24 protein-coding genes are annotated in these 24,778 nt (G+C 60.0%); 18 read left to right on the top strand and 6 right to left on the bottom strand.

What is annotated here, in order from left to right:
- Positions 1-11: 11 nt before the first annotated feature.
- The 6 genes from CKW25_RS14705 to phhA form a co-directional block, all read right to left on the bottom strand.
- The gene (locus CKW25_RS14705; RefSeq protein ID WP_095080177.1) at positions 12-1,202 is read right to left on the bottom strand and encodes an MFS transporter; all 1,191 of its coding nucleotides are present in this window, start codon (positions 1,200-1,202) and stop codon (positions 12-14) included.
- Positions 1,203-1,314: 112 nt separating this feature from the next.
- Positions 1,315-1,497, bottom strand: coding sequence for a hypothetical protein (locus tag CKW25_RS14700; protein ID WP_095080398.1), 183 nt, complete (start codon positions 1,495-1,497; stop codon positions 1,315-1,317).
- A gap of 74 nt (positions 1,498-1,571) precedes the next feature.
- A complete protein-coding gene (locus CKW25_RS27055) occupies positions 1,572-1,703 on the bottom strand; it encodes a hypothetical protein (RefSeq protein ID WP_256577056.1) in 132 nt (43 codons plus the stop codon).
- 309 nt (positions 1,704-2,012) lie between these two features.
- Positions 2,013-3,206 (bottom strand): amino acid aminotransferase, encoded by a 1,194-nt coding sequence (locus tag CKW25_RS14695; RefSeq protein ID WP_095080176.1) that lies wholly within the window; start codon positions 3,204-3,206, stop codon positions 2,013-2,015.
- On the bottom strand, positions 3,206-3,562 hold the full coding sequence (locus CKW25_RS14690; protein ID WP_095080175.1) for a 4a-hydroxytetrahydrobiopterin dehydratase: 357 nt from the start codon (positions 3,560-3,562) through the stop codon (positions 3,206-3,208). The genes CKW25_RS14695 and CKW25_RS14690 overlap by 1 nt, the downstream gene beginning before the upstream one ends.
- 70 nt (positions 3,563-3,632) lie before the next feature.
- Complete coding sequence (gene phhA, locus CKW25_RS14685) at positions 3,633-4,424, bottom strand: phenylalanine 4-monooxygenase (protein ID WP_095080174.1); 792 nt, start codon at positions 4,422-4,424, stop codon at positions 3,633-3,635.
- Between the two features lie 279 nt (positions 4,425-4,703).
- Here phhA and CKW25_RS14680 point away from each other — a divergent pair, with 279 nt between their 5' ends.
- The 18 genes from CKW25_RS14680 (at position 4,704) to fliS (ending at position 24,770) form a co-directional block, all read left to right on the top strand.
- Positions 4,704-6,263, top strand: a complete 1,560-nt coding sequence (locus CKW25_RS14680; protein WP_095080173.1) for a sigma-54-dependent transcriptional regulator — start codon at positions 4,704-4,706, stop codon at positions 6,261-6,263.
- Between the two features lie 170 nt (positions 6,264-6,433).
- Entirely contained in the window at positions 6,434-6,601 is a 168-nt protein-coding gene (locus CKW25_RS14675) for a periplasmic nitrate reductase, NapE protein (protein WP_095080172.1), read from the top strand.
- 42 nt (positions 6,602-6,643) lie between these two features.
- Positions 6,644-6,910, top strand: coding sequence for a chaperone NapD (locus tag CKW25_RS14670; RefSeq protein ID WP_095080171.1), 267 nt, complete (start codon positions 6,644-6,646; stop codon positions 6,908-6,910).
- Positions 6,901-9,405 carry a nitrate reductase catalytic subunit NapA gene (gene napA / locus CKW25_RS14665; RefSeq protein WP_095080170.1) on the top strand — a complete coding sequence of 835 codons (2,505 nt, stop codon included), beginning with the start codon at positions 6,901-6,903 and terminating at the stop codon, positions 9,403-9,405. Before CKW25_RS14670 ends, napA begins: the two co-directional genes overlap by 10 nt.
- Before the next feature lie 11 nt (positions 9,406-9,416).
- The gene (locus CKW25_RS14660) at positions 9,417-9,908 is read left to right on the top strand and encodes a nitrate reductase cytochrome c-type subunit (protein WP_095080169.1); all 492 of its coding nucleotides are present in this window, start codon (positions 9,417-9,419) and stop codon (positions 9,906-9,908) included.
- A 9-nt stretch (positions 9,909-9,917) separates the two neighbouring features.
- Positions 9,918-10,514 carry a cytochrome c3 family protein gene (locus CKW25_RS14655; protein ID WP_095080168.1) on the top strand — a complete coding sequence of 199 codons (597 nt, stop codon included), beginning with the start codon at positions 9,918-9,920 and terminating at the stop codon, positions 10,512-10,514.
- A 212-nt stretch (positions 10,515-10,726) separates the two neighbouring features.
- The gene (locus CKW25_RS14650; protein WP_095080167.1) at positions 10,727-11,467 is read left to right on the top strand and encodes a flagellar basal body rod protein FlgF; all 741 of its coding nucleotides are present in this window, start codon (positions 10,727-10,729) and stop codon (positions 11,465-11,467) included.
- Between the two features lie 45 nt (positions 11,468-11,512).
- Positions 11,513-12,298 carry a flagellar basal-body rod protein FlgG gene (gene flgG, locus CKW25_RS14645; RefSeq protein WP_095080166.1) on the top strand — a complete coding sequence of 262 codons (786 nt, stop codon included), beginning with the start codon at positions 11,513-11,515 and terminating at the stop codon, positions 12,296-12,298.
- Positions 12,299-12,350: 52 nt separating this feature from the next.
- Entirely contained in the window at positions 12,351-13,046 is a 696-nt protein-coding gene (gene flgH / locus CKW25_RS14640; RefSeq protein ID WP_095080165.1) for a flagellar basal body L-ring protein FlgH, read from the top strand.
- A gap of 15 nt (positions 13,047-13,061) precedes the next feature.
- On the top strand, positions 13,062-14,171 hold the full coding sequence (locus CKW25_RS14635; RefSeq protein ID WP_095080164.1) for a flagellar basal body P-ring protein FlgI: 1,110 nt from the start codon (positions 13,062-13,064) through the stop codon (positions 14,169-14,171).
- A gap of 10 nt (positions 14,172-14,181) precedes the next feature.
- Positions 14,182-15,462 (top strand): flagellar assembly peptidoglycan hydrolase FlgJ, encoded by a 1,281-nt coding sequence (gene flgJ, locus CKW25_RS14630; protein WP_095080163.1) that lies wholly within the window; start codon positions 14,182-14,184, stop codon positions 15,460-15,462.
- A gap of 10 nt (positions 15,463-15,472) precedes the next feature.
- Positions 15,473-17,515 (top strand): flagellar hook-associated protein FlgK, encoded by a 2,043-nt coding sequence (flgK, locus tag CKW25_RS14625; protein WP_095080162.1) that lies wholly within the window; start codon positions 15,473-15,475, stop codon positions 17,513-17,515.
- Between the two features lie 14 nt (positions 17,516-17,529).
- The gene (locus CKW25_RS14620) at positions 17,530-19,107 is read left to right on the top strand and encodes a flagellar hook-associated protein 3 (RefSeq protein ID WP_095080161.1); all 1,578 of its coding nucleotides are present in this window, start codon (positions 17,530-17,532) and stop codon (positions 19,105-19,107) included.
- 366 nt (positions 19,108-19,473) lie between these two features.
- Positions 19,474-20,400, top strand: a complete 927-nt coding sequence (locus tag CKW25_RS14615) for a ketoacyl-ACP synthase III (RefSeq protein ID WP_095080160.1) — start codon at positions 19,474-19,476, stop codon at positions 20,398-20,400.
- 321 nt (positions 20,401-20,721) lie between these two features.
- Positions 20,722-22,371, top strand: a complete 1,650-nt coding sequence (locus CKW25_RS14610) for a flagellin (protein ID WP_095080159.1) — start codon at positions 20,722-20,724, stop codon at positions 22,369-22,371.
- A gap of 73 nt (positions 22,372-22,444) precedes the next feature.
- Positions 22,445-22,789 (top strand): flagellar protein FlaG, encoded by a 345-nt coding sequence (locus CKW25_RS14605; RefSeq protein ID WP_095080158.1) that lies wholly within the window; start codon positions 22,445-22,447, stop codon positions 22,787-22,789.
- Positions 22,790-22,871: 82 nt separating this feature from the next.
- A complete protein-coding gene (gene fliD / locus CKW25_RS14600) occupies positions 22,872-24,236 on the top strand; it encodes a flagellar filament capping protein FliD (protein ID WP_095080157.1) in 1,365 nt (454 codons plus the stop codon).
- Between the two features lie 138 nt (positions 24,237-24,374).
- The gene (gene fliS / locus CKW25_RS14595; protein ID WP_095080156.1) at positions 24,375-24,770 is read left to right on the top strand and encodes a flagellar export chaperone FliS; all 396 of its coding nucleotides are present in this window, start codon (positions 24,375-24,377) and stop codon (positions 24,768-24,770) included.
- Positions 24,771-24,778: the final 8 nt, after the last annotated feature.

Here is a 24,778-nt window from a genome sequence, read left to right as displayed (position 1 = left end):
GTCAACAGACCCTAGCGCAGTTCCCGATGTTTCGGTGCCTGGCGGTACAGGTAGACGCTGAGCATCAGGCCGCAGCAGGCGGCGAGGGACGCAAACAGGAAGATCGAGGCGAAGCCGAAGCCGGCGGCTATTGCCCCGGCCAGCGGTCCGGTGATCCCCAGGGACAGGTCGATGAACAGCGAGTAAGCGCCAACGGCCGCACCCCGGCTGGACGCCGGCACCAGGTTCACCGCTTCCACGCCCAATGCCGGGAACACCAGCGAGAAGCCGAACCCGCTCAACGCCGCGCCTGCCAACGCCCAATGGGCGTCCGGTGCCAGCCAGAGCAGCAACAGGCCGAGGCTTTCGACCGACAGGCAGGCAATGGCCACCCGAAAGCCGCCCAGACGATTGATCAGGTTGCCGAACAGCAGGCGCGCGCCGATGAAGCAGGCGCCGAACAGGCTCAGGCACAGCACGGCGTTGTCCCAGTGTCGGGTGGCGTAATACAGGGTGATGAAGGTGGCAATGGTGCCGAAGCCGATCGAGCCCAGCGCCAGGCCACAGCCATGGGGCAGGACCCGTCCCAGCACATGCATGAACGGCAGGCGCTCGCCGGCAACGATGGGGGCGGCGGTCTTCGGCCAGGCCAGCAGCAGGCCGATGATTGCCAGCAACACAATGCTCGCGCCCATGCTCCACAGCCCGAACCGCTGGACCAGCAGCACGCCCAGCGGGGCGCCGACCGCCAACGCGCCATAACTGGCGATGCCGTTCCAGGAAATGACCTTGGCGGTGTTCGGTGCGCCGACCCGGCCAATACCCCAGCCGATGGAACCTGAACCTACCAGGCTTTCCGCGCTGCCGAGCACCAGGCGACCCACCAGCAGGCAGGTCAGGCTCAGCGTCGGCAGGTGTTGCGTCCAGGCGGACAACAGCATGAATACACCGCTCAGTCCGCACCCGGCCAGGCCATACATCACTGCCAGTTTGCTGCCTTTGTTGTCGATGATCCGTCCTGCGTACGGGCGGCTGAGCAGGGTGGCCAGGTACTGCACGCTGATCACCAGGCCAGCGATCACCGCACCAAAGCCCAGGTCGCTGTGGACATAACCCGGCAGTACGGCCAATGGAATGCCGATGTTCAGGTAACCGATGAAGGTAAACAGGACGATAGAAACGACTTGCAGCGTGACCGCCAAGGGGCGCTGGGTATCTGGCATGGGGACGTCCACGGGACAGCAGGATAGATAGGCTGCTTATGATACCGGTGGTTGGATGCGCGAAGGGGGAGAAATTGACGCTAGGTGTCGGGCGTCAGGTGTTGCCGGGTGATCAGGGTTTGGCGGGGGCCAGCATCTGGGTGGTGACCAGGGCCGCGAGGGCTTTCTCCTGGCTGCCAAAACGGGCCAGTAGCAGGGCTTGTTTCTCGGGTGTCAGGCGACTCCAGACGTCGATCATTTTTTCCGCCGCGTTGATCAGTGCGCTGGCCTGGTGTTCGTCGAAGGTGTCGGTCATGGAGCGGGTCTCGGGTTTCAGGCGGTGTGGAAAGCGCATGAGAGAGCGCTTTCCACACGGTCTGGGTCTAACGCTCAGTCTTCGCTGTCGGCCTTGCGGCTGCCAGTGGCTTCTTTGCGCTCGGGCTGTTGGGCGCCGGCTTGTTGCGGGGTTGTCTGCTCAGTTTCGTGCAGGCTTGGGAAGGGGAGATTGGGAATCTCGTGCATGGTGATTGCTCCTCGCAAAGTCTGTTTTTAAATCGCTGTGTAGAACCACGCTTTTAAAAAGCCTCGGCAGGATACAGCAGGGGAGATGACAATCAGACTTTTATCTCGATTTTCTGCGACAGATGGCCGCAGAGGCAAGGCTGTGAACGGCTGTCGTGGCGAGGGAGCTTGCTCCCGTTCGAGCACGCAGTGGTCGCAAAGCCAGGCAATGAGTTCTAACTGAACGAACTCATTGCCTGGCTTTTGGGGCTGCTGCACAGCCCAGCGGGAGCAAGCTCCCTCGCCACAGGGAACCTGCCTTGCCGGGAGTTACTTGCAGACGTCGGCGATGGCTTGCGCGAGCAAGTCCAGCCGCGTTGCATCAATCCCCGCCACGTTGGCCCGGCCGGAGCTGACCATGTACACGCTGTGGTGGTCCCGCAGGTCTTTCACCTGTGCCGGCGACAGGCCGGTGTAGGAGAACATCCCGCGTTGCACACCGATATGGGCAAAGCGTTCGCGCAAACCGTGCGGCTCCAGTGCCTCCACCAGACCCGAACGCAGCTGCGCGATGCGCAGGCGCATGGCTTCCACTTCGTCGGCCCAGCGTTGTTTCAGCTCTGGGTCGCCGAGGATGGTTGCCACCACGGCCGCACCGTGATCCGGTGGTGTCGACCACAGGTTACGGGCGATATGCGCCAATTGGCTGCGGACATCCACCAGCTTCTCGGCATCCCGGGTGCAGACGATCAGCGCCCCCGTGCGGTCGCGGTACAGGCCGAAGTTCTTCGAGCAGGAACTGGTGATCAGCAACTCAGGCAGTTCGGCGGCAAACAGCCGGACAGCCCAGGCATCCTGTTCCAGGCCATCGCCAAAGCCCTGGTAGGCAAAGTCGATCAAGGGCAGCAGTTCGCGGCTACGAACCACGTCCAGTACCCGGTGCCAGTCGTCGTGCGACAGGTCGAAACCGGTCGGGTTATGACAGCAGGCGTGCAGCAGTACCACGTCGCCCTTGGGAATCAGGTTCAGGGTGGCCAGCATCGCCTCGACGTCGAGGCGGTTGTCGCTGCCCACGTACGGGTAATGGCTGACCTTGAGGCCGGCGGTGGCGTAGATGGTTTCGTGAATCGGCCAGGTCGGGTTGCTCAACCAGATGCCGCGGCCCGGCAGGCACTGAGCGATGAAATCAGCGCTCAAGCGCAAGGCGCCGGTACCGCCCGGTGTCTGGGTGGCGCCGGCGCGCTGCTCGGCGATCAACGCGGAGTCGGCGCCCAGCACCAGCTCGTTGATCACCTTGCCGAACGCAGCGTCACCGTGACCACCGATATAGGTCTTGGTGGTCTGGCGATCCACCAGGCGCAGTTCGGCTTGTTTCACCGACTGCGGAATCGGCGTCAGGCCCTGGGCATCCTTGTAGACCCCCACGCCCAGGTCGAACTTGCACGGGTTGCTGTCCTGGGCATAGGCCTCCATCAGGCCGAGGATCGGGTCGCCGGGTACTCGGCCGATGGCGTCGAAATGCATTACTTGCGGCCCTCGGCATCCTTGGCCACTTCGTCAGTGCGCGCGGCCATGATGAAGTCGTTGCGGTGCAGGCCTTTGATCGAGTGGCTCCACCAGGTCACGGTCACTTTGCCCCACTCGGTGAGCAGGCCAGGGTGGTGGCCTTCGGCCTCGGAGATTTCACCCATGGTGTTGGTAAAGGCCAGGGCGAACTTGAAGTTCTTGAACAGGAAGACTTTTTCCAACTGCATCACGCCGTCGCGAACTTCGATGTTCCAGTCAGGGATCTGCTTGATCAGTACCGGCAGTTCTTCATCGCTGACTTGTGGGGCATCGGCACGGCAGGCTTCGCAATGGGCTTGGTTCAGAGCGGTCATGGTGTGTTCCTGAATGTGGTTCTTGTTAGACGTTACTATTTTTTCGGGCTCGCCGCGACTGCGGCGAGCCTCAGGCCGCCTTGGGTTTTGGCGGGAATTTCGGTGCGTGCAGACCCAGCTTCATGCCTTGGTGGACCATGCCCATGATGTCTTCGTGGGCCAGGTCGAACAGGCGCTTGAGGTTCGGCAGGACAAAGTACAGCGGCTGCAGGATGTCGATGCGGTACGGCGTGCGCATGGCTTCCAGCGGATCGAAGGCTTGATGCTCGGGCTCGCCGGACAGGCTGTACACGGTCTCTTTCGGTGAAGAGAGAATGCCGCCGCCGTAGATGCGTTGGCCTTCGGGGGTTTCGACCAGGCCGAACTCGATGGTCATCCAGTACAGGCGCGCCAGGTAGACACGCTCTTCCTTGGTGGCCTGCAGGCCGAGCTTGCCGTAGGTGTGGGTGAACTCCGCAAACCAGGGGTTGGTCAGCAGCGGGCAGTGGCCAAAGATCTCGTGGAAAATGTCCGGCTCTTGCAGGTAATCCAGTTCTTCGCGGGTACGAATAAAGGTCGCGACCGGAAACTGCTTGCTGGCCAGCAATTCGAAAAAGGTCTGGAATGGAATCAGTGCCGGTACCCGGGCCACTTGCCAGCCGGTGGTTTCGCCGAGGACTTTGTTGATTTCGTCGAGTTGCGGGATGCGGTCATGGGGCAGGCCGAGCTTCTCGATGCCTTCCATGTATTCCGGGCACGCACGACCTTCGAGCACTTTCAGCTGGCGAGTGATCAGCGTATTCCACACCGCGTGTTCTTCAGCGGTGTAGTGGATAAAACCTTGCGCATCGGGCTCACGGGCCACGTATTGCGTCTGCTTCATGCTGCTCTCCTGCAAAGGGATACATTCTTGTTATGACGTGCTGATGGATCTAGTGATAACCCGAAGTACGCGACCTTGCAGCAGGGTGTGAGAGGTGAGCGTAGGAAAAAATCCGATAATTCGTAAACTTTTCGTTACGGATTGACCTGTGTCACGTAACTGCTGAGATTTCATGGTTTGAAAAGCCGTGCACCTGTCACATAATCTTGACGACAAACTTCGTGCGTCGGCAGAAAAATCCACACCGCACGCCGTATTTTTCCTCGTTCGGGCCTTTATATGCGTATCAAAGTCCATTGCCAGAACCGCATCGGCATTCTGCGTGACATCCTCAACCTGCTGGTGGAGTACGGGATCAACGTCGCTCGCGGCGAAGTCGGCGGTGAGCATGGCAACGCGATCTACCTGCATTGCCCGAACCTGATCAACCTGCAGTTCCAGGCCTTGCGTCCGAAATTCGAGGCGATCGCCGGGGTGTTCGGCGTCAAGCGCGTAGGGCTGATGCCCAGCGAGCGTCGGCACATGGAGCTCAATGCCTTGCTCGGCGCCCTGGAGTTTCCGGTGTTGTCGATCGACATGGGCGGTTCGATTGTCGCGGCCAACCGCGCGGCGGCGCAGTTGCTCGGTGTGCGGGTCGACGAAGTGCCGGGCATTCCCTTGTCGCGTTACGCCGAGGACTTCGATCTACCGGAACTTGTGCGCGCCAACAAGTCGCGGATCAATGGCTTGCGGGTCAAGGTCAAGGGCGACGTGTTCCTGGCCGATATCGCCCCCTTGCAGTCGGAGCATGACGACAGCGAAGCCATGGCCGGCGCGGTGTTGACCTTGCATCGGGCGGACCGGGTCGGCGAGCGTATCTACAACGTGCGCAAGCAGGAACTGCGTGGCTTCGACAGCATTTTCCAAAGCTCCCGGGTCATGGCAGCGGTGGTCCGTGAGGCACGGCGCATGGCGCCCCTGGATGCGCCGCTGTTGATCGAAGGTGAAACCGGTACCGGCAAGGAGCTGCTGGCGCGCGCCTGTCACCTGGCCAGCCCGCGCGGGCAGTCGCCACTGATGGCGCTCAACTGCGCCGGATTGCCGGAGTCGATGGCCGAGACCGAGCTGTTTGGTTATGGCCCCGGCGCGTTCGCAGGGGCGCGGGCCGAAGGCAAGCTCGGGCTGCTGGAGCTGACGGCGGGCGGTACGCTGTTTCTCGACGGCGTCGGCGAAATGAGTCCGCGCTTGCAGGTCAAGTTGCTGCGGTTCTTGCAGGACGGTTGCTTCCGCAGAGTCGGCAGCGATGAAGAGGTGTACCTGGACGTGCGTGTGATCTGCGCTACACAGGTCGACTTGTCGGAACTGTGCGCCCGGGGCGAGTTCCGCCAGGACCTTTACCATCGCTTGAATGTGCTGTCGCTGCACATCCCGCCGCTGCGCGAATGCCTGGATGGGCTGACACCGCTTGTGGAACACTTCCTAGATCAGGCCAGCCGGCAGATCGGCTGCCCGTTGCCGAAGCTGGCGCCGGCGGCCATGGAGCGGCTCAGCCACTACCACTGGCCCGGCAATGTCCGGCAACTGGAGAACGTGCTGTTTCAGGCGGTGTCCTTGTGCGACGGTGGCACGGTCAAGGCCGAACACATACGCCTGCCGGATTATGGTGTGCGCCAGCCGCTGGGGGATTTTTCGCTGGAGGGCGGGCTGGATGAGATCGTCGGGCGTTTTGAAAAAGCCGTGCTGGAGCGACTGTATTCCGAGCATTCGAGCAGCCGGTTGCTGGGTAAGCGCCTGGGGGTTTCCCACACCACGATTGCCAACAAGTTGCGCGAGTATGAAATAGGCAAGCTCGAGCGTTGATGGTCCATGCCGTGCTCAGGGGCGGTGCTTGTAAAGCCGGGCCGTGGTGACTCACGGCCAATCCTTATCGGGTGGTGGTTGGGCCTGATTGATCTGCCGCTGATCCAAATCATGGAAATTGCCCCGCAGGCCATCTAGGCTCAGTGCACTATTTGGCAGGAGCGTTAACCATGCCTTCGGCAGATGAGCCCGCTCAACGAGTACGCAAAGAAACTCGACTGTTCCTGTTCCTGATTGTTTTTCTGTTTCCGCTGCTATCGGTCGCCATCGTCGGTGGCTACGGGTTTTTCGTCTGGTTCCTGCAGATGTTGCTCGGTCCCCCAGGGCCACCTCACTGATTGCTTGTCCTGTTCAGTACTAAGGCAAGGAGTGTGCTGGCCATGAAAGAAACCCTCCATATCGCCAGTCTGGTGGTGCTCGCCCGTCCTGCTTTGTTTGACGCGGTGAAGGCTAATCTGCGCCTGCTCAAAGGCGTCGAGCTGCACCAGGAAAGTCCTGACGGAAAACTGGTGGTCGTGCTGGAAATGCACGGCGAACACCAGATGTTTCAGCGGATCGAGCAGATCGGTCGCCTGCCGGGTGTGCTCAATGCCTCCCTCGTCTATCACGAGATACTCGATGTAACGGGAGAAAACGCATGCCTATGACTCGGCGCGAATTCGTCAAGGCCCAGGCTGCCGGGATCGCTGCGGCCGCTGCCGGGCTTCCGGTGTTCACTTCGGCCAGCAACCTGATTACTGAACAGGACATGGTCGCCTTGAACTGGAACAAGGCCCCTTGCCGCTTTTGCGGCACCGGTTGCAGTGTGATGGTCGCGACCAAGGACAACCGGGTGGTGGCGACCCATGGTGATGTGAAAGCCGAGGTCAACCGTGGCCTGAACTGCGTCAAGGGCTACTTTCTGTCCAAGATCATGTACGGGGTGGATCGTCTGACCCAGCCCCTGCTGCGCATGACGGACGGGCGCTATGACAAGCAAGGCGAGTTCCAGCCGGTTTCCTGGGAACAGGCCTTCGATGTGATGGAGTTGAAGTTCAAGGAGGCGCTGAAAAACAAGGGCGCCGAGTCGATCGCGATGTTCGGCTCCGGGCAGTGGACCGTCTGGGAAGGTTATGCCGCCAACAAACTCATGAAGGCGGGATTTCGCACCAACAACATCGATCCCAATGCACGTCATTGCATGGCCTCCGCGGTCATGGGGTTCATGCGTACGTTCGGCATCGACGAACCCATGGGCTGTTATGACGATATCGAAGTCACCGATGCGTTCGTCTTGTGGGGATCGAACATGGCGGAGATGCACCCGGTTCTCTGGAGTCGGGTGACGGATCGCCGGTTGAGCCAGCCCGACGTCAAGGTCGCGGTACTGTCCACCTTCGAGCACCGCAGTTTTGAGCTGGCCGACATCCCGATGGTGTTCAAGCCACAGACCGACCTGCTGATCCTCAATTACATCGCCAACTACATCATTGAAAGTGGCTCGGTGAACACGGAGTTTGTCAGCAAGCACACCAAATTCGCCAAGGGAGTCGATGACATCGGCTACGGTCTGCGCAGCGATGATCCACTGGAGATGAAGGCCAAGAATGCGGCCAAGGCGAACACCTGGAGCGATATCGACTTCGAGCAGTTCGCCGCCTTTGTAAAACCCTACACCCTGGAGCGCACCGCCAGGGAAACCGGGGTGCCGGCCGAGCGCCTCGAGGCCCTGGCGCAACTGTACGCGGACCCGAAGCGCAAAGTGGTTTCATTCTGGACCATGGGCTTCAACCAGCACACGCGTGGGGTGTGGGCCAATAACCTGATCTACAACATCCATCTGCTGACCGGCAAGATCAGCGAGCCGGGCAACAGTCCCTTCTCCCTGACCGGCCAGCCATCGGCCTGTGGCACGGCGCGGGAAGTGGGGACGTTCTCCCATCGCCTGCCCGCGGACCTGGTGGTCACCAACCCGGCGCACCGTGCGAAGGCGGAAAAAATCTGGAAGGTGCCGCCAGGCACCGTCAATGAAAAGATCGGGTTCCACGCGGTGCAGCAGAGCCGCATGCTCAAGGACGGTGTGATCAATGTCTACTGGACCATGGCCAGCAACAACATGCAGGCCGGTCCCAATATCATGCAGGAAGTACTGCCTGGCTGGCGCAATCCCCAGAACTTCGTGATTGTGTCCGACGTGTACCCGACGGTTTCCGCGCAAGCGGCCGATCTGATTCTGCCGACAGCGATGTGGGTCGAAAAAGAGGGGGCTTACGGCAATGCGGAACGGCGCACTCAGTTCTGGCATCAGTTGGTGACGGCGCCGGGTGATGCCAGGTCCGATCTCTGGCAACTGGTCGAGTTTTCCAAGCGATTCACCACCGACGAAGTCTGGCCGGCGGAGTTGCTGGCAACCTCACCACAATACAAGGGCAAGACCCTGTTTGAGGTGCTGTTCAAGAACGGCCAGGTCGACCAGTTTCCGAACGAGCAACTGGACGCCGCCTATCAGAATGCAGAGGCCAAGGACTTTGGTTTCTACCTGCAAAAAGGCCTGTTCGAAGAGTACGCCCAGTTCGGCCGGGGACATGGCCATGACCTTGCACCCTTTGATCTCTATCACACCGAGCGGGGGTTGCGCTGGCCGGTTGTCGACGGCAAGGAAACCCGCTGGCGTTTTCGTGAAGGCTATGACCCTTACGTGGAAAAGGGCAGCGGTGTGCAGTTCTATGGCTACCCCGACAAGAAAGCGATCATCTTTGCGCTGCCCTACGAGCCGCCGGCGGAAGCCCCGGATGCGGACTTCCCGTTCTGGCTGAGCACCGGGCGGGTCCTGGAGCATTGGCATACCGGGTCCATGACCCAGCGCGTGGAAGAGCTCCACAAGGCGGTGCCCGACGCGTTGGTGTACATGCACCCGGACGATGCCAAGGCCTTGAATGCCCGTCGCGGCAGTGAAGTCAAAGTGATCAGTCGTCGCGGTGAAATGCGCGGGCGCATCGAAACCCGAGGCCGTAACAAGCCGCCACCGGGCTTGGTGTTCGTGCCGTTCTTCGATGCCAACAGGTTGATCAACAAGGTCACGCTCGATGCGACGGACCCGATCTCCAAGCAGACGGATTACAAAAAGTGCGCCGTCAGGATTGAGCTGATCAAGACAGCGTAAGGAGAGCTTTGATGAATGGTCGTTCGCTGTCCTTGCTTGTCGCGCTGCTGCTCTGGTTGCCGGTGGCATTCGCCGCGCAGCCGGGTTATCCGCTCGATGCACCCGCGCCGGATGGTCGGCGGGCGGGTGGCACCCTGACCCAGGAGTTGCCGGCCCCGCCGATTGCCGAAGACGAGAACAAGGACCTCAAGCGTGAGCGCAATTATCCCGAGCAACCGCCGACCATTCCCCACAGCATTCGCGGTTATCACGTCGATAAGAACAGCAACAAGTGCCTGTCCTGTCATAGCCGGGCCAACAGCGCGCGCACCCAGGCACCGATGATCAGCATCACCCATTACATGGACCGGGATGGCCAGGCGCTGGCGGCGGTTTCCCCCCGTCGATATTTCTGTAACCAGTGTCACGTGCCGCAGAAAGACGTGAAGCCGCTGGTGAACAACAGCTTCAAGAATATTGACCAGGTACTGCAAGATGAAATCAACAACACGCAGAAGCCTTGAGGAGCGGTCATGAAGTCATTGCTTGTCCTGCTCAAAGACTATTGGGCCATTCTGCGTCGACCCAGCGTCCATTACAGCCTGGGCTTTCTGACACTTGGGGGGTTCATTGCCGGGGTGATCTTCTGGGGCGGATTCAACACGGCGCTGGAAGCGACCAATACCGAGAAGTTCTGCATCTCGTGCCATGAGATGCGCGACAACGTCTACGTCGAACTGCAGGAGACCATCCACTACACCAATCGCTCGGGCGTGCGTGCGACCTGCCCGGACTGCCACGTGCCACACGAATGGACCCACAAGATTGCGCGCAAGATGCAGGCGTCGAAAGAGGTCTGGGGCAAGGTGTTCGGGACCATCAGTACCCGTGAGAAATTCCTCGGTATGCGCCGCGAACTGGCGGAGCACGAGTGGGCCAGGCTCAAGGCCAACGACTCCAGGGAATGCCGCAATTGCCACAACTTCGAGTTCATGGATTTCACCCGCCAGGGCAAGCGCGCGGTCAGCATGCATTCCACGTCACTGGCGACAGGACAGGCGACCTGCATCGACTGCCACAAGGGCATCGCCCACAAGCTACCGGACATGAGCGGGGTCAAAGGCTGGTAGCGATTGAGCAGGTGCGCTTCGGCGCATTGCCGTCAAACGGCATAAGTGCGCCGGTTTTTCGTCTTTGACCCACGCCACCATTCCCCTCTGATTGTCCTCATGTCCTGTGTTTAAAGGACTTCGAACCTCTGTGCGCAAGTTGGTCTGCAAATTGCTACAACCTGCGCAGTACAGCAGTGGGCGGCAAACGTCCGGCATGCAGAGGAACGATTGTGGACAAGTACCTTTATGTGGCAATGACCGGCGCCAGCCAGAACGCACTGGCGCAGAAGGCCCATGCCAACAACCTGGCGAACATCTCCACCAACGGTTTTCAGAAAGACCTGGAGCAGGCGCGGTCGATGCCGGTGTTTGGCGACAGCTTTCCGGCGCGCGCCTTCGCCATGAGCGAACGTCCTGCCACCGACTTCAGCCCCGGCTCGCTGGTGGAAACCGGTCGTGACCTCGACGTGGCGGTCAGCGGCAACGGCTGGATTGCCGTGCAGAACCCCGATGGCGCTGAAAGCTATGTGCGCACCGGCAGCCTGAATGTCGATGCCCTGGGCGTGTTGCGCGCCGGCAACGGCATGCCGGTCATGGGCAATGGCGGGCCGATCGCCGTGCCACCCGAGCAGAAAATCGAAGTCGGCCAGGACGGCACCATCAGCATCCGTGCCCTGGGCGAAGGCCCGAGCGTGATGGCTGAAGTCGACCGCATCAAGTTGGTCAACCCGGACCTGAAGAACATGACCAAGGGCCTGGACGGTTCGATCCACACCAAGGACGGCCAGCCGGCGCCCGCCGATGCCAACGTGCAACTGGTGTCGGGGTTCCTTGAGTCGAGCAACGTCAACGCGGTGGAAGAGATGACGTCGGTGCTGGCGCTGGCCAAGCAGTTCGAGCTGCACATCAAGATGATGAACACCGCCAAAGAAGACGACCAGGCCATGGCTCGGGTCTTGCAGATCAGCTAATTATCAGAACGTCGCGCCGTAAAACAGGCGCACGAGGAGAATCGAATGCTTCCGGCTCTATGGGTTGCCAAGACAGGCCTGTCCGCCCAGGACACCAACCTGACGACTATTTCCAACAACCTGGCAAACGTCTCGACCACGGGTTTCAAGCGTGACCGTGCCGAGTTCCAGGACTTGCTGTACCAGATCAAGCGTCAGCCTGGCGCCCAGTCGACCCAGGACAGCGAACTGCCGTCGGGCCTGCAACTGGGTACCGGTGTGCGCATCGTCGGCACCCAGAAGAACTTCAGCGCCGGTAGCCTGCAGACCACCGAGCAGCCGCTGGACATGGCCATCGATGGCCGTGGTTTCTTCCAGATCCTGCAACCGGATGGCACCACGTCCTACACCCGCGACGGTACCTTTCACCTGGACTCCAATGGCCAGATCGTGACCTCCGCCGGGTTTACCCTGGAACCGGCCATCGTTATCCCCAACGAAGCCCAGACCTTCACCGTGGGCCGTGACGGCACCGTTTCGATCACCATCGCCGGCAACCCGGCGGCCCAGGTGATCGGCAACCTGCAAACCGCCGACTTCATCAACCCGGCCGGCTTGCAGGCAACGGGCAACAACCTGTTCCTGGAAACCGCCGCCAGCGGTGCGCCGCAGGTCGGCACCCCGGGCCTGAACGGTTTCGGTTCCACGCTGCAGAACACCCTGGAAACCTCCAACGTCAGCACGGTCGAGGAGATGGTCAACATGATCACCACCCAGCGCGCCTACGAGATGAACTCCAAGGTGATCTCCACCGCCGACCAGATGCTCTCGTTCGTAACGCAGAATCTGTAATCCAGTCTATGGGGCGGCGTGAGGCCGCCTGCAACACCGTGAGGTTAGGGTCATGAATCGCTTTGTATCTGTTCTCGCACTGAGTGGGATCGCCGTGCTGGCGGGCTGCGTCGGGCCGACGCCGAAACCCAATGACCCTTACTACGCACCGGTGTTGCCACGCACGCCACTGCCGGCGGCAGCCAACAACGGCTCGATCTATCAGGCCGGGTTCGAGCAGAACCTGTACAGCGACCGCAAGGCGTTCCGGGTCGGTGACATCATCACCATCACCCTGAACGAAAAAACCCAGGCCAGCAAAAACGCCAACTCCCAGGTGGGCAAGACCAGCAAGGCCGACATCGGCCTGACCTCGTTGTTCGGCAGTGTGCCCAACACCAACAACCCGTTTGGCAGTGGCGACCTGAGCCTGGAGGCCGGCTACAGCGGTGAGCGCGCGACCAAGGGCGACAGCAAGGCGGGGCAGGGCAACAGCCTGACCGGTTCGATCACCGTGACGGTGGCGGACGTCCTGCCCAATGGCATCATCTCCGTGCGCGGCGAGAAGTGGATGACCCTCAACACTGGCGACGAGCTGGTGCGCATTGCCGGTCTGGTGCGGGCAGACGATATCGCCACCGACAACACCGTGCCCTCGACCCGTATCGCCGATGCGCGCATCACCTATTCGGGCACCGGTTCGTTTGCCGATGCGAGTCAGCCAGGCTGGTTCGACCGTTTCTTCTTAAGCCCGCTGTTCCCTTTCTAGGTGATGACTATTTCCATGTTGAACTTCAAGCACCTGATGGCGGCCGCGTTGTTGCTGTCCACTTCCCTCGGCGTCCAGGCCGAGCGGTTGAAGGACATCGCCAGTATTTCGGGCGTGCGTTCCAACCAGCTGATCGGCTATGGCCTGGTGGTCGGGCTCAACGGCACGGGCGACCAGACCACGCAGACCCCGTTCACCCTGCAGACCTTCAACAACATGCTGTCGCAGTTCGGCATCAAGGTACCGCCGGGTTCGGGGAACGTGCAGTTGAAGAACGTCGCGGCGGTGTCGATCAGTGCCGACCTGCCACCCTTCGCCAAGCCGGGTCAGCAGGTCGACATCACGGTCTCGTCGATCGGCAACTCCAAGAGCCTGCGTGGCGGCACCTTGTTACTGACGCCGCTCAAGGGTATCGACGGCAACGTCTATGCGGTCGCCCAAGGCAACCTGGTGGTGGGCGGTTTTGATGCCGAGGGGCGTGATGGTTCGAAGATCACCGTCAACGTTCCGTCGGCCGGTCGTATTCCCGGCGGTGCCTCGGTGGAGCGAGCAGTGCCCAGTGGCTTCAACCAGGGCAACAGCCTGACCCTGAACCTCAACCGCTCGGACTTCACCACCGCCAAGCGCATCGTCGACAAGATCAACGACATGCTGGGCCCTGGCGTCGCCCAGGCCATCGATGGCGGTTCGATTCGCGTCACCGCGCCGCTCGATCCGAGCCAGCGCGTCGACTATCTGTCGATCCTGGAAAACCTCGAAGTCGATCCGGGGCAGGCAGTGGCCAAGGTCATCATCAATTCGCGTACCGGCACCATCGTGATCGGCCAGAACGTCAAGGTTTCGCCGGCCGCCGTGACCCACGGCAGCCTGACCGTGACCATCACCGAAGACCCGATCGTCAGCCAGCCAGGTGCCTTTTCCAATGGCCAGACAGCGGTGGTCCCACGCTCGAACGTCAATGCCCAGCAGGAAGCCAAGCCGATGTTCAAGTTCGGCCCGGGCACCACGCTGGACGAGATCGTACGGGCGGTGAACCAGGTGGGGGCGGCGCCGGGTGACTTGATGGCGATCCTCGAAGCCTTGAAGCAGGCCGGCGCCTTGCAAGCCGACCTGATCGTGATTTGAGGTGGCGGGCATGGATATTCACAAGAGCGGCCTGGTCAGCAGCAGCGATTCGGGTTCCTACTCGGACCTCAACCGGCTTAACCAGCTCAAGGTCGGCGACAAGAACAGCGACAGCAACATGCGCAAGGTGGCGCAGGAGTTCGAGTCGCTGTTCCTCAATGAAATGCTCAAGTCCATGCGCTCGGCCACCGACGCCCTGGGCCAGGACAATCCGCTGAATACGGCGGCGGCCAAGCAGTACCAGGAAATGTACGACCAGCAGTTGGCGGTTTCCATGTCCCGCGAGGGCGGCGGTATCGGCCTGGCCGATGTGCTGATGCGGCAGATGTCAAAAAACAAACCGCTGGCGCCCGGTGAGGCGGCGGCCTTGTCCGCCGCCAAGCAGGAAGCGGCGAAAGCGGCCGTGCAGACACCGGTCGCCGCCGGCACCACAGCGACCAACGGGCCACTGTCCCGGCTCAACGGCCAGCGTCCGTTGTGGGCTTCGCGCGCGGTCAGCCCGCCGCAAGGTGCGGGCGAGGGCGCCCATGCGAATGACATGGCGCTGCTCAACCAGCGTCGCCTGGCCTTGCCACCCAAACTGGCCGATCGCCTGTTGGCGGGGCTGGTGCCATCGACCACGGGGGCGGCCACCACGGCCCATACCACGTTGCCCAATCGCGCCACCGCCACCGGCAATGCGCTGGTCAAAGGGGATTGGCAGCCAGCGCAAAGCTATTCCGCGGAGCGCGGTCGCTTGCAGGTCTATGGCCGCGCCATGGCGCAGCCGCCGCTGGCACCGGCGAAAAAATCCTTCAGTTCACCTGACGAGTTCGTGGCCACCATGTTGCCGATGGCGCGCCAGGCCGCTGACCGCATCGGCGTCGATCCACTGTACCTGGTGGCTCAGGCGGCGCTGGAAACCGGCTATGGCAAATCGGTCATGCGCCAGCAGGACGGCACCAGCAGCCACAACCTGTTCGGCATCAAGACCGGCAGCAGTTGGCAGGGTGCGCAGGCCCGTGCGATCACCAGTGAGTTCAGGAATGGCGAGATGGTCAAGGAGACCGCCGAGTTCCGCTCCTACACCTCCTACCAGGACAGCTTCCATGACCTGGTGAGCTTGTTGCAGGGCAACAATCGCTATCAAGAAGTGCTGAAGTCGGCCGATAAGCCGGAACAGTTTGTACGCGAGTTGCAAAAGGCCGGGTATGCCACCGACCCGAATTACGCCAGCAAGATCTCGCAGATTGCCAAGCAAATGAAGAGTTACGAGCACTACGCTGCGGCCGGCTCCTCCACGAATTTATAAGGTTTGAAACATGAGCTTGATCAGTATCGGGATGTCGGGTCTGAATGCGAGCCAGGCGGCGCTGGCCACGGTCGGCAATAACATTGCCAACGCCAATGCCGCGGGATATTCGCGTCAACAGATCGTCCAGGGTAGCGCAGGCTCGCAACAGGTCGGTGGTGTGTTTATCGGTACGGGCACCACCCTGGCCGACGTGCGTCGGGCCTATAACTCCTACGTTGATGCTCAGTTGCAGACCACCACTTCGCTCAATGGCGACGCCCAGGCCTATCTCGATCAGGTGGGTGCGGTCGACAAGTTGTTGTCGGATAAAAGCACCGGCGTTTCTGCCGCGCTCGGTAGCTTTTTCGCGTCGTTGCAAACCGCTGCCGGCGCTCCCGGTGACATGTCGGCGCGCCAGTTGTTGCTGACTAATGCGCAGACCTTGAGCAACCGTTTCAACGCGATCTCGTCCCAGCTCACTCAACAGAATGCAGGTATCAATAGCCAGTTGAGCACGTTGACCTCGATGGTCAACCAGCACACGGCCACCATTGCCTCGCTCAACAAGCAGATTTCTCAGGCAAGCACTGCCGGTAGTACGCCGAACAACCTGCTGGATGCACGTAACGAAGCCGTCCGCTCGTTGAATGAGCTGGTTGGGGTCAAGGTTCAAGAGCACGACGGTGTCTACGATGTGTCGTTGGGCACCGGCCAGTCGCTGGTGTTGGGCAATACCTCCAACACCTTGTCGGCGGTACCGGGCAAGACCGATAAAAGCCAATTCAGCCTGCAGATCGACTACCCGCAATCCAGCGTCGATGTGACCTCGGTAATCACGGGCGGCAAAATTGGCGGTTTGGTCCGTTATCGCAACGACGTGCTGGCCCCGGCGATCAATGATCTTGGGCGCACCGCGCTGGTGGTTGCCGATGCGATCAACAAGCAATTGGGTCAGGGCCTGGATGCCAACGGCGAGTTCGGCTCTTCGTTGTTCAACAATATCAACAGCCCCCAGGCCATCAGCCAGCGCAGCCTGGCCACCTCCGGTAACAGCGCAGGTTCCGGCAATCTGGACGTCACTATCGGCGACAGCAGCGCGCTGACCCCGTACGACTATCAAGTGACGTTTACCAGCAACAAGGACTACACCGTAAGACGTTCCGACGGCACCACCCTGGGGCCGTTTGACGTCAACAAAAATCCGCCTGACGTGATTGATGGCTTCACCCTTAAGCTCAATGGCGGCGGCTTGAGTGCCGGCGACAGCTTCAAGGTCAGCCCGACCCGCAATGGCGCCAGCGACATCGGGGTGCAGTTGAGTGATCCCAACAAGTTGGCGTTTGCCGGGCCTTTGGTGGCTGATAAAGGTGGTTCAAACACGGGCACGGGCGCATTGAGCGGCCCGAACCTGTCATCCATGCTGGATATCTATGGCGGAGCCGATCTTGGCCAGTTGCAAAGCCAGATCGAAGGCGCGATGCCTGTGCGGATCGCCTTCGATGAAGCCAAGGACGGAACGCAGACTTACCGCGTGCTGAACGAGGCGGGCGCCGAAATCGGCAACGGCAGTATTGTTCCGGGCCAGGACAACAAGGTCACGATCAATGTGCCAGTGCTGGATGCCGCAGGCAATCCGGTCAATAACCCCGATGGCACGGCCAAAACCATTGGCTTCGACACGACTATCAGCGGCTCGCCAGGCAAGGGCGACAGTTTCGATATCAAGTTCAACAAAGACGGCAAGGCGGACAACCGTAATGCCAACGAACTGCTGGCCCTGCAGACCAAGGCGACCGTGGGGGTCACTGGCGGTAGTGCCGGCGTCAGCATGGGTGAATCCTACAGTCAGTTAGTCTCCGCTGTCGGTGGCAAGGCCAGTCAGGCCAGTGTCGATGGCACGGCCAACAGCGCCGCGCTGGCCTATGCAAAGGCCAGTCGCGGTTCGGTTTCCCAGGTCAACCTGGATGAAGAAGCCAGTGATCTGCTCAAGTTTCAGCAGTACTACACCGCGTCGTCGCAGATCATCAAGGTCGCGCAAGACACATTCTCGACACTGATCAACAGTCTTTAAGGAAGTCATTGACGATGCGTATCTCTACGGCCCAGTTCTTTGAGACCAGTACGTCCAAGTACCAGAACAACTTCTCTTCGGTGGTCAAGACCCAGGGGCAGATCGACTCGGGTGTGCGCATTCAGACGGCGGCGGATGATCCGGTCGGAGCGGCCCGCTTGCTGCAGTTACAGCAGCAAAAAGACATGTTGCTTCAGTATGCCGGCAACATGAACAGCATCAAGTCTTCGCTGACCAATCAGGAAAGCGTGCTCGACAGCATCAACACCGCCTTGCAAAAGGTCAGCGAGTTGGCGTTACAGTCGGGGGGAGGCGTTATCAGCGACGCTGATCGCAAGTCTATCGCCGACGAGCTGGGCAATATCGAAGAGCAAGTATTCAGCCTGCTGAACAGCAAGGATGAGTCGGGTAACTACCTGTTTTCCGGCTCCAGGACTGACATTCCTCCCTACCTTCGCAACAACGACGGCACCTACACCTATCAAGGCGACGATACGCAGCTCAACCTGAAGGTCTCGGACACCCTTGGCCTGGCGGCAAGTGACACGGCCAAGAGCATCATGGAAGGCGCGCTGAATACCGGTCGGACCCAGGCCACGCTGCAACCGCCATCGGTCAATGACGGCAAGGTCGCGGTCTCGGACGGTCTGATCACCTCCAATCAGGTGTACAACAAAAGCTTCACCCAGGGGCAGCCGTACACGCTGGAGTTCACCAGCAGCACCCAGTACATCCTGAAGGATGCCTCTGGCAACGATGTGACTTCTGAAGTTCCGGGCAATGGCGTATTCGACTCGACAAAGGAGGGCGCGCACAGCGTCAGCCTGCGTGGGGTGAAGTTCGACATCAACCTGAACCTTCAGGATGTTGCCCCGGTGGACCGGGATGCGGCGGTCAACGGGCACGTCTTCACCCTTGAAGCCAAGCCGGACAGCTTCAATGCCTCACGCACCCCGGGCAACTCTTCGACCGCGCAGTTGACTGGCGCGAGCGTGACCGATGCCAAGGTGTACGGCGACAGCTTTCCGAGTAATGGCGCGGTGATCAAGTTCACCAGCGACACCGAATATGAACTCTATGCCCAGCCGCTGACCGCCAATAGTAAGGCCATCGGCAAGGGTAGCCTGAATGCCACCGGCGATTCCCTGACCGCAGCCGGGGTAAAATTCGACTTCAATGGCGCGCTCAAGTCGGGCGATCAGTTTGTCATTGGCGCCAACAATCATCAGACCCAAAGTGCGCTGGATACGATCAGCCAGTTGCGTCAGGCGCTGGCAACGCCAAGCGATGGCGACCTGGTTGCCCAGCAAAAGCAGAAGAATGCGATCAACTCGGCCATTGGCAACCTGCAGAACGCCAGTGCGGGCATCGACAACGCCAGGGGGTCGATCGGCGCACGCTTGAAGGCAATCGATATCCAGGCGAACGAAAATATCAGCATGGGCCTGGCCAACGACTCGACCACCGCCGCCATCGCAAACACCGATATGGCAGGCGCCTCCATTGAGCTGGCCTTCCAGAAAGCCATGCTCGAAGCTTCGCAGCTGGCCTTCGTGAAAATCTCTCAACTGAGCCTGTTCAACAAGCTCTGACCCCCATCTGAATGCCGGCCCGTCACTGAGCGCAGTGACGGGCCGGTCATGCTTGATCCTCTGTTTTTCCTGCCATCAGCCCGCTCATATTGCATGCGTTTGCGTGGGTATTCGCTTGTCCGGCCGATTTTGTGTTGTTGGTTGTTTTGTCCAAAGCGCACAAAATAGAGTGACCTATGAGTCATAAAGGGCATCTTCACTGTATCGTGTGAAAAGAGTGGGACGGGTGCCCGGTGTTCGCTGGGTTTATTTTCATGGTTTTGGCACCCGTGTCTGGCGCGTTTTTGTGCGCTAAACCCCTTTGTTATCAGTGCCTCTCGATCCTGCGAGCGGTGATCTCCAGTTATTCTGTTTTGGGAAGCCACAATGATTGGCATAAAAAGCATCGCCAGTTACGTGCCAGTGAGCGGGCTTGATAACTACGCTCAGGGCGCGAAATTCGCCAAGGATGAAGAGTTCATTTTGGGCAAGATTGGCTCGGCATTCCTGCCGCGCATGGATGCCGGCCAGGAAACCTCCGATCTGTGCGTCGAGGCTGTCAACGCGTTGTTCGCAAACAACCCGCAGCTCGACCGTCAAGCCATCGATGTGTTGATCGTTGTCACGCAGAACGGCGACGAAGAGGGCTTGCCCCATACGTCCGCGATCGTCCAGGACAAGCTGGGCCTGTCGACCGGTGTTGCTGCTTTTGATATCTCGCTGGGCTGCTCCGGTTACGTGTACGGCCTTTATGCAATCAAGGGCTTCATGGAAGCGACAGGCTTGAAAAACGGCCTGTTGGTGACCGCTGATCCGTATTCGAAGATCGTCGACCCGGAAGATCGCAACACCACCATGTTGTTCGGCGACGCCGCCACGGCAACCTGGATGGGCGAAGACGCTACCTGGCAGCTGGGCAAGGCCAAGTTCGGCACTGACGGTTCCGGCGCGCCGCACCTGAAGGTCAGCGACGGCGTGTTCTTCATGAACGGTCGGCAGGTGTTCAACTTCGCCTTGCTCAAGGTGCCGGCGCACTTGCGCGAATTGCTGGATGACTCTGGCCTCAATTCCGAAGACATCGATGCCTTCTGCATTCACCAGGGCAGCGCCGCCATTGTCGATGCCGTGGCGCGGCGTTTCGAAGGTGAGCCAGAGAAGTTCATCAAAGACATGGTCGAGACCGGTAACACGGTGTCTTCGAGCATTCCGTTGCTGCTGGAAAAGCACATGCTCGATTCCAGCTGGAAACGTGTGGCGATCAGTGGTTTTGGTGTGGGCCTGTCCTGGGGTTCGGCCATCATCCACCGCCCTTGATGCGCTAATCGCAGCACAAAAAAACGCCCATGGCCGACAGGTCCTGGGCGTTTTTTGTTGCCCCCGATCTGGCCGGCGCGAGGCATGCCCGCGAGGGTGATCCCTGGGTCGAAGTTGCCGGCCGGCCTGGCTCCGGCAGGCCGGCTACACGCAGGCTAAAGCCTTGAACTGCGAGGAGGTGGCACGGTGCTAGTAAAAAATTTGAAAAAAGCCCTCAAGCAACCTGCTTCCACGACGATAACTATTACGAAGGTTCTCTAGGCCACACCCGGCGGTTGCCAGGGCCGGAAGCCGCAGCACCCAACCAACGAGGAATTCGTCATGGCTTTATCTGTAAATACCAACATCACCTCCCTGGGCGTTCAGAAAAACCTGAACCGGGCTTCCGACGCTCTGAGCACCTCGATGAACCGTCTGTCTTCCGGCCTGAAAATCAACAGCGCCAAAGACGACGCCGCAGGCATGCAGATCGCCAACCGTCTGGGCAACCAGGTCAAAGGCTTGAACGTTGCCATCGCCAACGCCAACAACGGTGTTTCGATCGCGCAGACCGCTGAAGGCGCAATGCAAGAATCCACCAACCTGCTGCAACGTCTGCGTGAGCTGGCCCTGCAGTCTGCGAACGGTGATAAAAGCGACGCTGACCGTGTTTCCCTGCAGCAAGAATTCACCGCTAAAGTCGGCGAACTGACCCGTATCTCGCAAACCACTACGTTCGGTGGTCGTAACCTGCTGGACGGTTCGTTCAACAACATCGGCTTCCAGATCGGCGCCAACGCCAACGAAACCATTTCGTTTGGTATGACCGACATCAGCGCCACTGGCCTGAAAGGTACTTACAGCGAAGCCAAAGTTAACGGCGCTGCTATGACTGGCCTGTCGGCTACCTCCATCGGTTCTCCGTTGAGCGCTGGCGTGACGGGTACTGCAATTACCCCGCTGGCTGCAGCTGCGACTGTGGACATCAACGGTACCACTGTAAACCTGGCTAGCGGCGCTACCGGTGCCGATGTTGCCAAAGCCATTAACGATGCAGGCATCTCGGGCGTCAATGCGTCGGTAGATGCAGGTAACAAGTTGACCATCAAGTCGGCGAATGCTGACCTGGTGCTGGCGGGTGCTGGCGCGACCGCGATCGGTCTGACTGCTGGTACTACTAAACCTGAAGATACTCTTGTGCCAGCCGGCACTATCTCGGTTAACGGTCAAGATGTAGCAATGTTGGCCACCGAGAAAGTCAGTGATGTTCTGACCAAGATCAGCAACGTAGCCGGTATCGCAACCGCCCAGGTCAAAAATGGTCGTGTTGAAGTCACTTCCGATAACGGTAAAGACGTTGTTCTGTCCAACAAGACCAGTGGCGCGCTTTCCGCACTGGGTCTCACCTCCGGTACTTCCCAAGCGAAACTGGGCGCCGACACTTCGATCAACCTGAACGGCGTTGAAGTCAAGTTCAAGAAAGGCGACACCACTGACGCGATCGTTTCCTCGATCAACAGCGCGAGCACCGGTGTAACTGCTTCCAAAAACACTGATGGCACCCTGGCTCTGTTCGCTGACCAAAATATCGTTGTCGCTGACGGCAGTGCAGGTACCGGTTTGAACGCATTGGGTCTGACCGCTGCTAAAGGCACCAAGGTTGCTACCACTCTGGAAACCACCGTTTCTGACCTGACCATCCTGTCGGCTGCCACTTCGCAGCAAGCCGTTCAGGCCCTGGACGGTGCCTTGCAGCAGATCGACAGCCAGCGTTCGCAGCTGGGTGCGGTGCAAAACCGTTTCGCCAGCACCGTGGCCAACCTGCAGAGCATTTCGCAGAACTCCACTGCCGCCAAAGGCCGTGTAGAAGACGCTGACTTCGCTTCCGAAGCGGCTGAGCTGACCAAGCAACAAACCCTGCAACAGGCATCCACCGCGATCCTGTCCCAGGCCAACCAACTGCCATCCGCTGTTCTGAAGCTGCTTCAGTAATATCGGCCGCGGTTAACTAACGGAAGGGCGCGTATACGTGCCCTTTCGTTTTTTTCAGTTTTGAGGTGATGACATGGACATGAGCATCAAGCTGAACCCGGCTTACCCCGCTGGCACCCCCCAGGCCAGTGGCACCTCTGCTGCCCAGGCAGCGCCTGCGGTAGTGGCTGACCCGGCTTCCAGCGAGGAGCTGCAACGCGTGGCGCTGGAAAAGGCCGTCACCGATATTCGTGAGTTTGTGCAGGCTACCCAGCGTAACCTGAACTTTTCCATCGACGACTCTACCGGCCGGGTAGTGGTCAAGGTGATCGCCACCGACAGTGGTGAAGTGATTCGACAGATTCCCTCGGAGACCGCGCTGAAGCTGGCGCAGAACCTGAGCGATGCCAGCAGCCTGTTGTTCCAGACCCAGGTTTGAGCTGGCACGAAATGTGTTTCTGGTTGCGGCCTAGGTGTTTGTGCGCCAATAAAGCGGCAGCCACAGGACAAGGAGAAGAGTAATGGCAAGTTCAACGATTTCCGGCCCGGGTTCGGGTTACGACACCCAAGCCATCGTCAAGGCGTTGGTGGGGGCTGAAAAGGCGCCCAAGCAAGCCCAGATCACCGATCAGCAAAAAGACGCGACCATCAAGTTGTCGGCTGTCGGCTCGGTGAAAAGTGCGTTGGAAACTTACCGGACGGCAATCGCCAAGTTGAACAACGTGGCCGCGTTCAACGGCCTGGCCGCTACCTCGTCCGAAGAAAAAAACGTCAAGGTCACCCTGGGCGATGGTGCCTCCAGCGGCAAGTACGTGGTGGTGGTCAACGAGCTGGCGACGTCCTCGAAAGTCACCAGCAAGGTGTTCGAGGGTGGCGCATCGGGCTCGGCCAATGCCAGCGACGAAGCCCAGACCTTGACCATTACCCAGTCGGGCAAGAGCTACGACGTATTGGTGCCAGGCGGCGCGACCCTGCAGGAAGTTCGTGAGTCGATCAATACCCAGCTGTCGGCCCAGGGCATCAGCGCCAACGTCTTGACCGATGCCAATGGCGCGCGTTTGGTGATCGGCTCGAACACCACGGGCGTCGACACCGATATCACCCTCAGCGGTGACTCGGACCTGGTCCAGGGCTATGACCAGGGCACGCCGGCGCAGAATGCCAAGTACAGCATCGACGGTATCGCGATGGAGTCCACCAGCAACAAGGTCGCGTCCGCCATCAGCGGCGTGACCCTGGACCTGGTCGCCAAGGACAAGGACAAGCCGATCACCATCAACGTGGCGAGCAACACCGACACGCTGAAGACCTCGGTCCAGTCCTTCGTCTCGGCCTACAACGCGTTGCTGACCAGCATCAACACCCAGACCAAGGTCACCGCCACCGGCGATGCCTCGACCACCACCGCAGGCGCCCTGACCGGCGACGCATCGATGCGTCAACTGGTCAACAGTCTGCGCAGCGAACTGGTCAATAGCTCGGGTTCGAGCGCCATGAGCAGCCTGGCGCAGATGGGCATTACCACGGACCAGAAAACCGGCCTGCTGAGCCTGGACGACAAGGCGTGGGACAAGGCAGTGGTCAAGGGGGCGGGTGATATTGCCAAGATGTTTACCGGCGATACTGGCCTGGTGGCTCGCATGACCAAGGCGACTGACTCCTACGTGGGCAGCACCGGGTCGCTGGCGAGCCGGGTGACGGACCTCAACACCAAGTTGACCGACCTCACCACCCAGCAGGCAGAGCTGGATCGGCGCATGGAGAGCTTGCAGAAATCCTTGAGTGCCAAGTACACGGCCATGGACACCATGATCGCCCAGCTCAACGCCAGCAGCTCCAGCATCATGACCACCCTCAACTCGCTGAATAATCCGAAGTCGGACTGATAGCCGGGGCGCTCAAGCGCCCCGTAACGGTTGGCGCGAGGGTCCGGTCCTGTGGGCCGGATTAAAGTTTTTTTGGTGGCAGTCGAGAAACTGGTTAGAACTAACCTATTTGCCTGTGGCCTGTAACGAGGTAGCAACATGAACCCGATGAAAGCCCTTCGTGCGTACCAGAAGGTCAATTCCCACGCGCAGATATCCGAGGCCAGTCCTCATCGCCTGATCCAGATGCTGTTCGAGGGTGGCCTCGATCGCCTGGCCCAGGCCAAGGGGGCAATGGGCCGCGGAGATATCGCGCAAAAGTGCCTGCTCATCAGCAAGGCCATCGACATCATCACCGGCCTGCGCCAGGGCCTGGATGAAGAGAAGGCCGAGGATCCGGCCGCGATTCAGCAACTGGACAGCCTGTATGAGTACATGAACTCCCAGCTGCTCAAGGCCAACGTCAACAGCGATCCGGAAATCATCGACGAAGTCGTCCGCCTTCTGACTACCCTGAAAAGTGGCTGGGACGAAATTGCACCAGTAGGCCTCTAGGCCTGAGG

Origin of the sequence: Pseudomonas sp. Irchel s3h17, from assembly GCF_900187505.1 — a bacterium.
Taxonomy (GTDB): Bacteria; Pseudomonadota; Gammaproteobacteria; order Pseudomonadales; family Pseudomonadaceae; genus Aquipseudomonas.
This window is presented reverse-complemented; position numbering and strand designations above follow the sequence as displayed.